General features: G+C 48.6%; 9 protein-coding genes. 4 read left to right on the top strand and 5 right to left on the bottom strand.

Translation table 11 applies throughout. The annotated features are described in order from the left end of the window. Positions 1-7: 7 nt before the first annotated feature. Complete coding sequence (locus LRP50_RS06185) at positions 8-1,567, top strand: AbgT family transporter (protein WP_274163597.1); 1,560 nt, start codon at positions 8-10, stop codon at positions 1,565-1,567. Between the two features lie 213 nt (positions 1,568-1,780). On the opposite strand, the gene fghA is transcribed toward LRP50_RS06185, so the two are convergent. Next, positions 1,781-2,623 carry an S-formylglutathione hydrolase gene (gene fghA, locus LRP50_RS06180; RefSeq protein ID WP_274163596.1) on the bottom strand — a complete coding sequence of 281 codons (843 nt, stop codon included), beginning with the start codon at positions 2,621-2,623 and terminating at the stop codon, positions 1,781-1,783. Positions 2,624-2,681: 58 nt separating this feature from the next. After that, positions 2,682-3,812 carry an S-(hydroxymethyl)glutathione dehydrogenase/class III alcohol dehydrogenase gene (locus tag LRP50_RS06175; RefSeq protein ID WP_274163595.1) on the bottom strand — a complete coding sequence of 377 codons (1,131 nt, stop codon included), beginning with the start codon at positions 3,810-3,812 and terminating at the stop codon, positions 2,682-2,684. A 171-nt stretch (positions 3,813-3,983) separates the two neighbouring features. Here LRP50_RS06175 and LRP50_RS06170 point away from each other — a divergent pair, with 171 nt between their 5' ends. Beyond that, entirely contained in the window at positions 3,984-4,883 is a 900-nt protein-coding gene (locus LRP50_RS06170; RefSeq protein ID WP_274163594.1) for a LysR family transcriptional regulator, read from the top strand. 6 nt (positions 4,884-4,889) lie between these two features. Here the strand turns inward: LRP50_RS06170 and LRP50_RS06165 are convergent, their stop codons facing one another. Next, positions 4,890-7,724, bottom strand: a complete 2,835-nt coding sequence (locus LRP50_RS06165) for a hypothetical protein (RefSeq protein ID WP_274163593.1) — start codon at positions 7,722-7,724, stop codon at positions 4,890-4,892. Between the two features lie 315 nt (positions 7,725-8,039). Here LRP50_RS06165 and tadA point away from each other — a divergent pair, with 315 nt between their 5' ends. Beyond that, positions 8,040-8,579 carry a tRNA adenosine(34) deaminase TadA gene (gene tadA, locus LRP50_RS06160; RefSeq protein ID WP_274163592.1) on the top strand — a complete coding sequence of 180 codons (540 nt, stop codon included), beginning with the start codon at positions 8,040-8,042 and terminating at the stop codon, positions 8,577-8,579. On the opposite strand, the gene LRP50_RS06155 is transcribed toward tadA, so the two are convergent. Beyond that, positions 8,576-8,737, bottom strand: a complete 162-nt coding sequence (locus LRP50_RS06155; protein ID WP_274163591.1) for a hypothetical protein — start codon at positions 8,735-8,737, stop codon at positions 8,576-8,578. The genes tadA and LRP50_RS06155 overlap by 4 nt on opposite strands. Positions 8,738-8,995: 258 nt before the next feature. Next, a complete protein-coding gene (mltF, locus tag LRP50_RS06150; protein ID WP_274163590.1) occupies positions 8,996-10,537 on the bottom strand; it encodes a membrane-bound lytic murein transglycosylase MltF in 1,542 nt (513 codons plus the stop codon). A 311-nt stretch (positions 10,538-10,848) separates the two neighbouring features. Here mltF and purL point away from each other — a divergent pair, with 311 nt between their 5' ends. Further along, the gene (gene purL, locus LRP50_RS06145; protein ID WP_274163697.1) at positions 10,849-14,757 is read left to right on the top strand and encodes a phosphoribosylformylglycinamidine synthase; all 3,909 of its coding nucleotides are present in this window, start codon (positions 10,849-10,851) and stop codon (positions 14,755-14,757) included. Positions 14,758-14,769: the final 12 nt, after the last annotated feature.

Genomic DNA, 14,769 nt, shown 5'->3' with positions numbered 1-14,769 from the left:
GCTTTACATGAGTAACCATGCTATGGACAAAATTCCAGACGCGCCAAAGAGCGCAATGGACAAGTTTCTCAATGGGATTGAGAAAGCAGGGAACAAAATCCCTGATCCTGCATTACTGTTCTTCTACGGATTGTTAATCGTATGGGGGCTGTCTGCCGTTCTTTCTCAGGTTGATTTTGGCCTGATACACCCAATCTCTGGCCAGGCCGTCGAAATTAACAACCTTCTAACGGGTACTGCATTGGCAAACTTCCTTGCCAACATGGTGACCACCTTTACCAGCTTTGCTCCTATGGGTATCGTGCTTGTAGCGATGCTAGGCGTGGGCGTGGCTGATGCGTCAGGGTTTATTACCACTGGCCTGAAGAAAATGCTAAACGTGACGCCTAAGAAATTGCTGACACCAGCACTTATCTTGGTGGCAATCGTTTCTCACACTGCGGCGGATGCAGGCTACGTGCTTGTTATCCCACTGGGTGGTATCATCTTCCACGCTGCGGGTCGTCACCCTCTTGTCGGTATTGCAGCTGCGTTTGCTGGTGTATCTGGCGGCTTCTCGGCGAACTTCGTGCCGGCGGGTATCGATCCATTGCTTGCTGGTTTCACACAGTCTGCGGCACAAGTGCTAGACAAAGACTACGTGGTTAACCCGCTGGCAAACATCTACTTCACTGGTTTGTCTTCGATTCTTATCGTGGCAATCGGTTGGTATGTGACTGAAAAAATCATTGAGCCACGCCTAAGCAAATTACCAATCGATGAAGATGCAGAAAAAGCACCTGATCTTGGTAGTTTCTCTGCAATTGAAAGCAAGGCATTTAACCGTGCAAGCCTTTCAATGCTTGCAGGTATCGCGTTGCTTATCTTTGCGTTGATTCCAGAAACGTCTGCTCTGCGTTCTCCTGAAGGTGAATTAACGGCGTTCTCTGCACCTTTGATGAAATCTATCGTGCCGCTGATCTTTATCCTGTTCGTGATTCCGGGCGTGGTATATGGACGCGTTGCGGGAACCTTCAAGAAGCAGGGTGACATCATTGTGGCAATGAGCCAGACCATGTCTACCATGGGTAGCTACTTGGTGATGTCGTTCTTCTGTGCACAGTTCCTTGCAGCATTCAGCCTATCAAACATTGGTACTTTGCTGGCATTGGAAGGCGCTGAACTTCTCAAAGCCTTGAACATGCCTGGTCAGTTGACCATCGTGGGTATGATTTTGCTGACGGCGTGTGTGAACCTATTGATTGGTTCGGCTTCAGCGAAGTGGGCGTTGATTGGTCCAATTCTTGTTCCTATGTTGATGGCGTTGGGTATTTCCCCTGAGTTGTCTCAGGCGGGCTATCGTGTTGGTGACTCTGTCTCTAACATTATTTCTCCGTTGATGGTCTTCTTCCCACTGGTTGTTGTTTACTGTCAGCGCTACGTGAAGACCACAGGTATTGGTACCTTGGCATCTATGATGATGCCTTACTCAATTGCTATGTTGGTGGGTTGGAGCCTATTCCTACTTGCTTACTGGGCGCTGGGCATCCCACTAGGTATCCAAGCACCATACACTTACTCAATGTAAGCACTATTCAATTGGACGCGTCATTCCTAGGCGTGTTGCCTTGAATCAATCAAAAGCCTCGCCAATGTGCGGGGCTTTTTACTATCAATCGGATGAACAAGTTGGTTTCGCCAAATGATCTATACCCAAGCAACCTGAAATTTTAGGTTGCGCGGTCTATTTAATAAAAAACCGGCAAGCGCCGGTTTTTTATATGTCTTTTTTGCTGAAATATTACTTCAGATGCTGCGCGTGAAAGCGAAGGTGATCATCAATGAAACTTGAGATGAAGTAATAGCTATGGTCATAGCCCTCTTGCATGCGCAACTCGAGTGGGTAACCGGCTTTTTCTGCGGCTAGCAGTAAATTTTCGGGTTTAAGTTGCTCGTGTAAAAACTGATCACCATCTCCTTGATCAATAAGCATCGGAAGATGTGTTTCCGCCTTTTTGATCAATGCGCACGCATCGTACTCCAGCCATGTTGAGGTATCCTCTCCCAAGTAATTGGAAAAGGCTTTTTGCCCCCAAGGTACGACAGTTGGGTTAACGATGGGGCTGAATGCCGAGACAGAGCGGTAAGCGTCACTGTTTTTAAGCGCAATAGTCAGTGCGCCATGCCCACCCATACTGTGGCCCGAAATAGCTTTCACGTCACTGACAGGGAAATGGCCTTCTATCACCGCAGGCAACTCTTTGACGACATAGTCGTACATATAGTAGTAACGGTTCCACGGCGCTTCGGTGGCATTCAAGTAAAAGCCTGCTCCAACGCCAAAGTCATAGGCACCGTCAGGGTCATCAGGAATGTTGTCACCGCGAGGGCTAGTATCTGGCGCAACAATCGCAATACCAAGCTCTGCAGCTAACTGCAGCGCCCCCGCTTTTTGCATGAAGTTTTCGTCCGTACAGGTTAAACCTGATAGCCAATAGAGAACAGGAACTTTGTTGGACTCGGAAGCTTGTGGCGGCAGATAGATAGCGAAGCGCATGTCGCAATGCAAGGTTCTTGAAGTGTGAGTGTATTGCTTGTGCCACCCTCCAAAACTGCGATTGCTGCTGGTATTTTCAAGACTCATGATTGGCTCCATTCAAACCGCGTTTTACACCAAGGGTAAAACGCGGTTGTTGACTGAATTACTTGTCGAAGTGAATGACAGAACGAATGCTCTTACCTTCGTGCATTAAGTCAAACGCTTCGTTAACGCCATCTAGGCCCATGGTATGAGTGATGAAATCATCGAGTTTGAACTCACCCGCCAGGTAGCGCTCAACAATCTCTGGTAGCTCTGAGCGGCCTTTTACACCACCGAACGCCGAACCACGCCAAACGCGACCTGTCACTAATTGGAATGGACGGGTTGAAATTTCTTGGCCTGCGCCTGCAACACCAATGATCACTGACTCGCCCCAACCTTTGTGGCAGCACTCAAGCGCTGAACGCATGACGTTAACGTTGCCAATACACTCAAACGAGTAATCCACGCCGCCGTCAGTCATTTCGACGATCACGTCTTGAATTGGCTTGTCGAACTTGCTTGGATTGATGCAATCAGTCGCGCCCAACTTGGTGGCTAGTTCGAATTTACTTTCGTTCAAGTCGATACCAATGATGCGGCTGGCACCTGCCATTGCAGCACCGATAATGGCTGACAAGCCAATACCACCAAGACCGAAGACGGCAACGGTATCGCCTTTTTGCACTTTTGCTGTGTTCAGTACTGCGCCCATACCCGTAGTAACACCACAGCCTAACAAGCACACTTCTTCAAGCGGTGCGTCTTTGTTGACTTTTGCCAGTGAAATTTCTGGCAATACGGTGTACTCAGAAAACGTTGAACAGCCCATGTAGTGGTAAATCGGCTGGCCATCTTTGTAGAAGCGCGTTGTGCCGTCCGGCATTAGGCCTTTACCTTGGGTTTCACGAATTTTCTGACACAGGTTAGTTTTGCCTGATTTACAGAATTTACACTCACCACACTCTGGCGTGTAAAGTGGAATGACGTGGTCGCCGACTTGGACGCTGGTAACACCTTCGCCGATTTGCTCAACGATACCGCCACCCTCATGACCAAGAATGGCCGGGAAAATGCCTTCTGGATCGTCACCCGACAGAGTAAATGCGTCAGTGTGACAAACACCTGTCGCAACAATGCGTACCAGTACCTCACCGGCTTTTGGTAACATGACATCCACTTCTTCGATACTCAGTGGTTTGCCAGCTTCCCAAGCAATTGCTGCGCGAGATTTAATAAATTGTTCCGCCATGACTCTTTCCTCTGTACATGTGAATTAGTCCCTATCGACTAACCTTAGATGATTTTTGACGCGAGTATGTGCCCACTTCTGTGACAACCCGATTTTCATGATCTAGTCTAATTGTTTCTCATGGGTTGATAATCCATAATCTTAGCAATTAACTTTTACTGGTGTGTAATAATGGCAGATTGGCAGGGGGTCTCTGAGTTTGTGGCTGTGGTGGAAACAGCCAGTTTCACGAAGGCGGCAAAGCGGCTTGGGATATCAACGGCGCATGTTAGCCGACAGGTTGCCATGCTTGAAGATCGTCTTAATACTCGGTTATTTTTTAGAACTACACGCCGTGTATCAACCACCGAGGAAGGGGATGTTTATTATCAGCACTGTCGCATGTTGGCTGACGCGCTGAAAGAGGCTGAAAGTGCGGTTACACAGCTTCAAAAAACACCCAATGGACATATTAAACTTACAGCACCCGTGACGTACGGCGAGAAAGTGGTGATGCCACTGATTCTCGACTTTATGGCGTTGCATCCTGAAATCCAAGTGGACGTCGATTTGACTAACACGCCATTGGATTTGATTGATTCAGGGTGCGATTTTGCGTTGCGATTAGGGCGATTGACGGATTCTTCGATGGTGTGTAAGCGCCTTGCGACACGTAAGCTGATTGTTTGTGGCGCCCCACAATACTTGTCTAAATTTGGTACGCCCCACACGTTGTCAGAACTTCCCCAGTTTAATTGTTTACGCGGTCAGCATGATTACTGGCGCTTTCGCGAAAACGGAAAAGAGCGCACAGTGCGCGTAAAAGGAAACTTGCGCTGTAACAGTGGGGTGGGGTTAGTGGATGCCGCCTCGCGTGGATTGGGTTTGGTGCAATTGCCTGATTATTATCTCCATGAAGCGTTGGATTCGGGTGAGTTAGTGCGCGTATTGACTGCCTATCAGGAATTGGAAGAAGGGATCTGGGCACTGTTTCCGCATCGTCGTTTGCAACCACTGCGGGTAAAGCTGCTGGTGGAGTTTCTGGCGGAACACTTGATAAAAATAGGGCCACCAAATGGCGACCCTGTTTAGCCTTAATTAATGAATTGAACCACAACTTTCGTGGTTGTACGCCTCATCAATGAAATCCAGTGCAAAGCTGCGAGATGACGGTGCAGTCCAGCTATCACTGTACTTGAGAGGCGTCCAACTGCTGCTGAACACCCATCGATTGCCATTGGACCAGTAAACATTTGGGAGTTGAACACATTGTCCGCCTGTATTGACAAAACCTGTGCCGTAAAAGCCGCTACGGTTTACCTGGCACAATGGTTGACCATTTTCATGCATCACAGCCTCGCCACTTAGAGCAGGGTTGTGAATAGAGAGCCAATCAAATGCGTTGAGCGCTGATTGAAGTGGTACTTTTGAGCCATCTGCGCGACGATACGATATGTCTTTGCCAGCGTCACAACGCGTATCGTCGCCATGTTGGGTAACAGAGCCGAAGTACTGTTGGCCATCTTCAAAAGTGAAGCGGCACAGGTATGGAGTGTCGTTCCCCATTGAATACTTCGCCACGTGGGCACGTTCCAAAAAGTCGAGCTTATCAAGGGCATTGATGTTCATGTCTGCACCGTTTTGTATCCAACCTTGAGGCATGTCTGATTGCATCATAAAGTAGTTTTCGACCGGGTACATGTGGCTTGCTGCGCGGTGCTTACGCTTGCCTGTGTCGACTGCTACATGGTGATAGGCCGCATTCTCGGATTGATAGAATCCGTTAGTGTTGTCATCCATGTAAGGCAAATCGCCCTTACGAATGTGATAATTTGCTAGTTGAGTCATCAGTAGCTGCCAACCATTACCTCCTTGTGCAAAGCTGGTGTTGTGACTGTATCCCGGTCCACGGCCATCAAAACCATGACCAAACTCGTGGGCAATAATTCCCCATGTGCCGTAGTAGTGGGTGTAGAACATCCAGGTATCGACGCCAGTGATTCCAGTGCCGCCCAAACCGCCACCGATCGAGGTGATACCCGCATTGACATTTGGTCGTACCATCAGCGTATCGAAGTAATATTGGTAATCTTCCGCTGTGAAGTAGCCGTTGGGTCCATCGACCTTTCCTGCCGGACCGTTCATGTTGTGGCCGAAAATGCTTTCGAAATTGAACCACAAATGCTCGAACTCATCTTGAGAGACCATGTATGCCAGATTGGTTAGGATGATCAGCCATTCACGTGCGTAAAGGGCATTCATCTCACGCCACTTAGCGTCATTGTTTGGAGCGAAACGTATATCCCAAGTCGGTTTCATCGCGGCAAGTTTTTGCGCGAAGGCATCGGATTGAGAATTGAAGCGATAGTCGAACAGGGTCTCGTAAGGCTGCGAACTGGTGAACACAGTTTCCAGATCTACAGAACCACCGTTATCAGCGGTGTTGAATTGACCTGTACCGAATGCCGAAAGAGGCAGGGTAATTTGCGCATAGGCAGGGATGCGATCAAGCGTTGCGAGAACAACCCAGTGGTCGGTGCCCTCTAGCTTCACTTCCAAGGTCAAATCGCTAAGCTCGAGTGCCGCGTAGTTGGTAATTTGAATCGTGTCTCTATCGACAAACGCTGTTTTGACAGGAGAATTCACTTTTACTGAGCGCAAGGTGCGATCGGTCAGAATATGGTGTGGCTCATCATTGGTCAGAATTTCAGTGATGGAGAACGGAGCGAGCTCCTCAAAGGTCAGTTGCGTGGTTTCAACCAGATCATTAGGTGCGAAGGTCACAGTATTGGTACGCAGCAGATCGAAACGCACTTCGTTAGGCGTTGCGGTGATGAGTTCATCATCACTGAAATGCAGATCTTTCAGATTACCAATGGCCGTTTCATGAAGCTTAGAGAGCACGCGCGTCGGTTGAGTGAATTCGAACCCGTTGGCGATGACATTTTCGATGTTATGCCATTCCACACGACCATTCTGGTTGACGATGAGCTGATCGCCATCTTTATCGATTTTCAGTACTTTTGATGCAATACGTTTTTCAGCGATGAGTCGAGTGCCTGAAGCTGCCGCTTCCTCTAACTTACGCAAGTCATAAACGAAGTAATTGCGGTTTTCTGTCGCCACCAAAAGGAAATCACCCAACTGGTGCATTTGCACTTTGCGGTTGGAGTACTTGCCTTCAAATTGCAAGTAAGCGTATTGCGGGGTGCGATAGTGATTGTTTGGCGTGACATCCTGTTGGCGATATACCTTAATGTTATCCGACGCATCTGACACAAACACGTAATCAGTATTTGTCATGACAGATTGAGGGTGCAGCAGAGAATTCGTGCCTGAGAATTTCCCGGTACCGAGGCTCATCACATGTTGGTGCGCATTGTCCAAGTCAAAAATATCGACACGGTTTGACGAAAGTGAGGCAACGTAAAGAAGATTGTTGTCAATATACAGTTCGTTAACGCGGTTATAGGTTGAGATGCCCGAACCATTCGGGATGCCATCAATTTGTCCTAAGGCAGCCCCGGTACGCGCATCAAGGATCAGAACAACACCAGGTGATGTATCGTGTGTCACGTATAGACGGTCTTGATAACGCTCAATTGCAGAAATCGTAAGGTTTGACAGACCAAGAGTGTCACTGTTGATGGTATGTCCGCGCTCAAAATACTGAAGGTCGGTAGAGATAATGTCGCCCGCAGGTGGAGTCATATCATCGCTGCTTTCTGATACCCATACCCAAGGCGAATCCCAGCTATTTTGCGTAATACCGGCTGGCGATTGACCTGCATTTGCCCACCACTGCGCTTCGTAGATATTGCCATTGAATGAAACTTGCTCACCAACAGTATAATTTTTGGCTGGGTTATATAGCTCAGCCGCTGATAGCGAACCCGACAGCAAAAGGGAAAGTGCTAACAATCTTAATTTCATGGTTACAACCTTTATTATTCTCATTGTTGAGATGTGAATTTTGAGGTTAAAACCGTTAAAAATAAATGACATAAAGGTTTGTTGATAGAGTAATTAGAGGTTGCTTCAGTATTTTTTGTCGCGAATTAACGAGGACTTCACGCTTAATAAACAATTGACTCGTTTGAGATCTATGTCAGAAATTTAGGTTGATTACAAAAGTGCCTAAACGATACGTTGTGAACGTTTTGTCTCTGTGTCGTTGCCCAACTCAGGGTATTTAGGTTTATACTCTTCGCCTTCTATGCTGCTTGTATTAAGTATGGGTATTATTCAGTGACACAGAGTGATTTAGACCAACAGTTTATGCGCTGCGCTCTCGAGCTTGCTGCTAAAGCGGAAGCAGAGGGCGAGGTTCCCGTTGGCGCAGTGGTTGTGCACAATGGCGTCGTTGTGGGTCAAGGTTGGAACCGACTCATCGGTCAGCATGACGCCACGGCTCATGCGGAAATGATGGCGTTGCGTCAGGCTGGAAAAGTACTGCAGAACTATCGATTGTTAGACGCAGTGCTTTACGTGACGCTGGAACCCTGTCCAATGTGCGCCAGTGCTATGGTTCATAGTCGGATCGGTAAAGTAGTATTTGGCGCGCCAGACTATAAAACCGGAGCGGCAGGAAGTGTTATGAACTTGCTGGATTATGAGGGAGCAAACCATCACGTTACGCATCAAGGTGGGGTGATGGAAGAGGAATGTCGAGCGCAACTTCAGGCTTTCTTTCGTCGACGTCGAGCCGAGAAAAAAACGGAACGAGATATGCGCAAAGGGTTATTAAATACTGATTCAAATAAGCCCGAATCATCAGCGAAAAATTAAAAACTCTCATCCATCATGGCAAATTCACGAATCGCAAAGGTACGTTGACGCCAAAGCACTTTTTTAAGGTTAACGTTACGCATGCGCTTGCGGCGGTTTGATGCTGAGCTGGAATTGCGTGAAAAGTTGGACTGGGTTTTACGCTTACTAGCAAACATATATTCAATTCCTTGTTAAGAAAAACGCAGCCATTGCTGCGTTTTTTGTCTCTCACACTGATGTTATAACCTGCCATTATGAACACTCTATGACAAATTCTTTGTCGACGTTGTATCAAGGTTTATACCAAATAACCTTTGCCAACATGCTTTTTATACCCAAACAATCTGAAGATGCAGGATTCAGCGAGGTTTACTGAAATCGAGCATCTTCAGGTTGATTGGGTATATATATCGTCAGGTGAATTGAATGTAATATTATGACTTAGCCGTTGATGCTTCATCAGCGGATATAGATTCGTCAGTTTGGTTTTCTGCGTCCTCAGCGTCTGATTGACCTTCGCCTTCTTCCTCTTCAACCATTTCAACATTAATGGTTTGCAGGCCTTCGAGATCATCAGCTTGCTCAGCGGCAATGGCTTGGGCTTGATCTTGCTCGTAGCCTACGATGCTTTGATAGTAGCGACGGATATTTTCTACATAGCTCAAGGCTTCATAGCCTCGTGCATATCCATAGCGTGTTTGAGTATGGTATTGGCGCTTGGCAAGCAGCGGTAAGCGCTGTTTCACATCAGCCCAAGAATCGGGGTTACCGCCTTGTGCTTTGGTTAATCGACGTGCGTCCATCATATGGCCAAAACCGATGTTGTATGATGCTAGCGCATACCAAATTTTCTCGTTCTCATTCACACTGTCTGGCACACGAAGCAGCATTTTGTGAAGATACTCTGCGCCCCCGCGAATGCTCTGCTCGGGATCAAGACGATTTTTAACGCCGACTGACTTTGCTGTCGGTAGGGTTAACATCATCATGCCGCGAACACCTGTCGGTGAAACCGCTTTCGGGTTCCAATGCGACTCTTGGTAAGAGAGTGCAGCCAACAAGCGCCAATCAAACTGGTCAGCGTATTTCTTAAACAGTGGCTCCCACTGCGGCAGTTTGTTGTCGATGGCACGCAAAAATGCGCGGGTATCGACATAATCGAAGCTGTCTATATGACCGAAATACTTTTCTTCTAATGCTGCCAATTCACCGCTTTGTGTCTTTTTGCCAAAGAATTCAATCATCAGTGCGTAAACGCTGTCATCTTGTGATTTCTTCATAAACCACGCGACAGGTTCGTCTTCAGTCAACTCTAGGGCCACGGTGATTTCAGGATGAATACGCTGGATCAGCGCAATATCGACAGAGTCTGCAATCGTGAAATCAAGTTGGCCATCCGCAACTTGCTTTAGCAGTTCGTCGTCATCTGTATCTTTCTCGCTTTCCCAGATCATGTCTGGATATTCACGTTGAATAGATTGAAGAGTCAGAGAATGGCTGGAATCTTCTACCACCGCGACGCGAGCGCCATCTTTGTTGAGCTCAGATAAATTTCGTGGACGCCAATGACCTTTTTTGTACACCAACTGTTGACTGACATAGTAATAAGAAGGACCTGGGCGAAAGCGTTCGAGGCGCGATTTGGTGATGGTAAGGCCTGCTGCAATGATATCAACATCACCGCGCTCCAAGGCTGGAAATAACCCAGACAGCGTATAGGCTGGTTGCATTTCAAGTTTTACACCGAGGCTTTGCGCAAATTGTGAAGCAAGCTCGAAATCTAGACCTGTCGGGCCATCAGGACCGATATAGTAAGAAAGTTGGTTGTTCAGAGTGCCGACTCGCAATACGCCGCTATCACGAATTTTCTCTAGTTCCGTCCTGTCGTCATATGTCCATTCACAACCGGACAGAAAGAGCACGAGCAGGGTGCTGATAAGGAGTTGATAGGATCGTTTTACAGCGTTTGCGTTCAAAAAGTTATGCTCATTCTTAGTTGATTACCAACTGTTATATCAAAGGAGTCATCCCGCATAAAGTTATGCTGGATGGGTTACCTAGATTTCGACGGGTAATAGTGCCAGACATCGCCGATGAAAAAAAGTTACGCAAACGGTTGCGTCAGGTGTTACGTCGCTCACCTTTTTACCCTATAATACCGCCCCGAAGACCTTGTTAGAGGCTCAAAAGTGGTATCGACGTAGCTTTTCCATGAATGTTAGCAGGACTAATCATGGGGTTAGGTCAATGTCACTTTAATCCACCGCTAACCGAGAGACGTACGCACATGGAAATTTTGCGTGGTTCCCCCGCTCTGTCCGATTTTCGAGTCAATAAACTTTTAGAAAGCTGTCAGGCGAATGATTTGCCTGTTACTGGCCTCTATGCAGAGTATACCCATTTCGCTGATATCAGCGCGCCATTGAGTGAAGATGAGCAACAAAAGTTGGCTCGCCTTCTAACTTATGGACCAACCATCGCTGAACATGCACCAACAGGAACATTGATTCTTGTTACGCCACGTCCCGGCACCATTTCTCCTTGGTCCTCTAAAGCGACCGATATTGCGCATAACTGCGGATTAAACCAAATCAAGCGTCTTGAGCGCGGCACGGCATACTACGTTGAGCTATCTGCTGCACTGACCGATGTGCAAACAAATACACTGGTTGGGTTACTTCACGACCGCATGATGGAAGTGGTTTTTGCTGATATGGCAGACGCCTCTGCTCTGTTCATTGAAGCGACGCCTGCACCCGTGAAAGCCGTTGATGTACTTGATGGTGGTCGCGAAGCTTTAGTTTCCGCAAACGTGGAACTGGGCCTTGCGCTTGCAGACGATGAAATTGATTACTTGGTGGAAAGCTTCATCAAACTGGGTCGTAACCCGAATGACATCGAATTGATGATGTTTGCTCAAGCGAACTCTGAGCACTGCCGTCATAAGATCTTCAACGCGGATTGGACGATCGATGGTGTTGATCAGGACAAGAGCCTGTTCAAGATGATCAAAAATACGTTTGAGCACAACAGTGAAAACGTGTTGTCGGCATACAAAGACAACGCCGCTGTTATGAAGGGCTCTGAGGTAGGTCGTTTCTTCCCGAACCCTGAATCTCGCCAATATAACTACCATCAGGAAGCGGCACACATCCTGATGAAAGTCGAAACACACAACCACCCAACGGCGATTTCTCCGTGGCCAGGCGCTTCTACAGGCTCTGGCGGTGAAATCCGCGATGAAGGCGCAACCGGTATTGGTGGCAAACCCAAAGCAGGTTTGGTTGGCTTTACGGTATCGAACCTTCGCATTCCGGGTTTTGAACAGCCTTGGGAAACAGATTTCGGCAAACCTGACCGTATCGTGAATGCGTTGGACATCATGCTGGAAGGCCCTCTGGGTGGCGCGGCATTTAATAACGAATTTGGTCGTCCGAACCTGTTGGGCTACTTCCGTACTTACGAAGAAAAAGTCACTTCGCATAACGGTGAAGAAGTACGTGGCTACCATAAGCCAATCATGATTGCTGGCGGCATGGGTAACATTCGCGAGCAACACGTACAGAAGAAAGAAATTCCGGTTGGCGCAAAGCTTATCGTGCTTGGCGGCCCTGCAATGAACATCGGTCTTGGCGGCGGCGCAGCCTCGTCAATGGCGTCGGGTCAGTCAGCAGAAGACCTCGATTTTGCCTCGGTACAACGTGAAAACCCTGAAATGGAACGCCGTTGTCAGGAAGTGATCGACCGTTGTTGGCAGTTGGGTGAAAACAACCCTATCGCCTTTATTCACGATGTGGGTGCGGGCGGTATTTCTAACGCATTGCCAGAATTGGTTGATGACGGCGAGCGTGGCGGTAAATTCCAGCTACGTGATGTACCGAATGACGAGCCAGGCATGAGCCCGCTAGAAATTTGGTGTAACGAATCCCAAGAACGCTATGTGATGGCGGTTGCGCCAGAAAACATGGCGGTGTTCGATGCGATTTGTAAGCGTGAGCGCGCACCGTATGCCGTTGTAGGTGAAGCGACAGAAGAGCGTCACTTAACCCTTGAAGATGAGCATTTTGAGAACACACCTATCGACATGCCGCTAGACGTGTTGTTGGGTAAACCACCGAAAATGCACCGCGACGTACAAACGCAGAAAGTGGAAGGCAAAGCGATCGACCGGACAGGTATCTCGGTTGAAGACGCGTCACTTCGCGTATTGCGTCTGCCTTCTGTGGCAGAGAAAACCTTCCTTATCACTATCGGTGACCGCACGGTAACGGGCTTAGTTGCGCGTGACCAAATGGTGGGCCCTTGGCAGGTTCCTGTCGCTAACTGTGCGGTTACGGCAGCGAGTTATGACACGTACCACGGCGAAGCGATGTCTATGGGTGAGCGTACGCCAGTTGCTCTGCTTGATTTCGCTGCATCGGCACGTTTGGCAGTGGCAGAGTCACTGACTAACATCGCATGTTCTGACATTGGTGACCTGAAACGGATTAACCTTTCAGCTAACTGGATGGCAGCGGCGGGTCACCCGGGCGAAGATGCAGGCCTCTACGAAGCCGTGAAAGCGATCGGTGAAGAGTTGTGTCCTGCGCTTGATTTGACGATTCCAGTGGGTAAAGACTCGATGTCGATGAAAACCCGTTGGGAGCAAGATGGCGAGCAGAAAGAAAATACATCACCACTTTCTTTGGTGATCACGGCATTCGGCCGTGTTGAAGATGTACGTAAAACGGTGACGCCTCAACTTCGAACCGACAAAGGCGAGAGCGCATTGGTGTTGGTCGACCTTGGTCAAGGCCAAAATCGTCTCGGCGCAACCGCACTGGCACAGGTTTACAAACAGTTGGGTGACAAGCCTGCAGATGTTGATAGCCCTGAATTACTGAAAGGCTTCTTCAATGCCATGCAAACTTTGGTACGTGACGAGAAGCTATTGGCTTACCACGACCGTGGCGACGGTGGCCTTTATGTCACTTTGGCAGAAATGGCGTTTGCTGGTCACGTTGGCCTTGAAGTGGACATCAATACCCTGTCTGCCACTGGCGAGTGTGATGACGAGATTGCAGCTCTGTTCAATGAAGAGTTGGGCGCGGTTGTTCAAGTTCGCACTGAAGATTTGGATGCAGTTCAATCGACCTTGGCAGCGCACGGCTTAGAAGCGTGTACCCATGTTATTGGTACGCTGAGCGATGAAGATACGGTTCGCATTTGGAATGGTGATGATTTGGTGCTGGAGCAAAACCGCACTGAACTTCGCACTATCTGGGCGGAAACGACCCACAAAATGCAAGCAATGCGTGACAACCCAAGCTGTGCAGACCAAGAGTTTGCGGCGAAGAAAGATGTCACTGACCCAGGTTTGAGCGCAGCGTTATCGTTTGACGTGCAAGAAGATGTTGCTGCACCGTTCATCGCAACGGGTGCACGTCCTCAAATGGCGATTTTGCGTGAGCAAGGCGTTAACTCACACGTTGAAATGGCAGCGGCATTTGACCGCGCTGGCTTTGATGCGAAAGACGTCCACATGAGCGACGTACTGAGCGGCAACGTGACGTTGGAAGGCTTCAACGGCCTTGTGGCATGTGGCGGCTTCTCTTACGGTGACGTATTGGGCGCGGGTGAAGGTTGGGCGAAATCCATCCTGTTTAACGACATGGCGCGTGACCAATTTGAGAGTTTCTTCCACCGTGGCGACTCCTTTGCGCTGGGTGTATGTAATGGTTGTCAGATGCTGTCGAACCTTCATGACCTGATCCCGGGTGCAGATTTGTGGCCACGCTTTGTGCGCAACGAATCTGAGCGTTTTGAAGCGCGTTTCAGCTTGGTAGAAGTGCAAGAAAACCCATCATTGTTCCTTGGTGGCATGGCAGGTTCTCGTATGCCTATCGCGGTTTCTCATGGTGAAGGCCGTGTGGAAGTGCGCAATGCTGAGCACCTTGCTGCGATTGAACAGTCAGGCGCAGTGGCACTGCGTTACTTAGATAACTTCGGCAAAGTGACGGAATCTTACCCATCTAACCCGAACGGTTCGCCAAACGGCATCACAGGTCTAACGACCACAGACGGTCGTGTGACTATCATGATGCCTCACCCTGAGCGTGTATTCCGTACCGTGGCAAACTCATGGCACCCAGAGAGCTGGGGCGAAGATAGCCCATGGATGCGCATGTTCCGCAATGCACGTGTCACGCTAGGTTAATGGTCACCATAT

This window comes from Enterovibrio gelatinilyticus (genome assembly GCF_028683095.1).
Lineage (GTDB): Bacteria > Pseudomonadota > Gammaproteobacteria > Enterobacterales > Vibrionaceae > Enterovibrio > Enterovibrio gelatinilyticus.
Note: the sequence above shows the minus strand (reverse complement) of the source record. Positions and strands in the feature narration are given on the sequence as shown.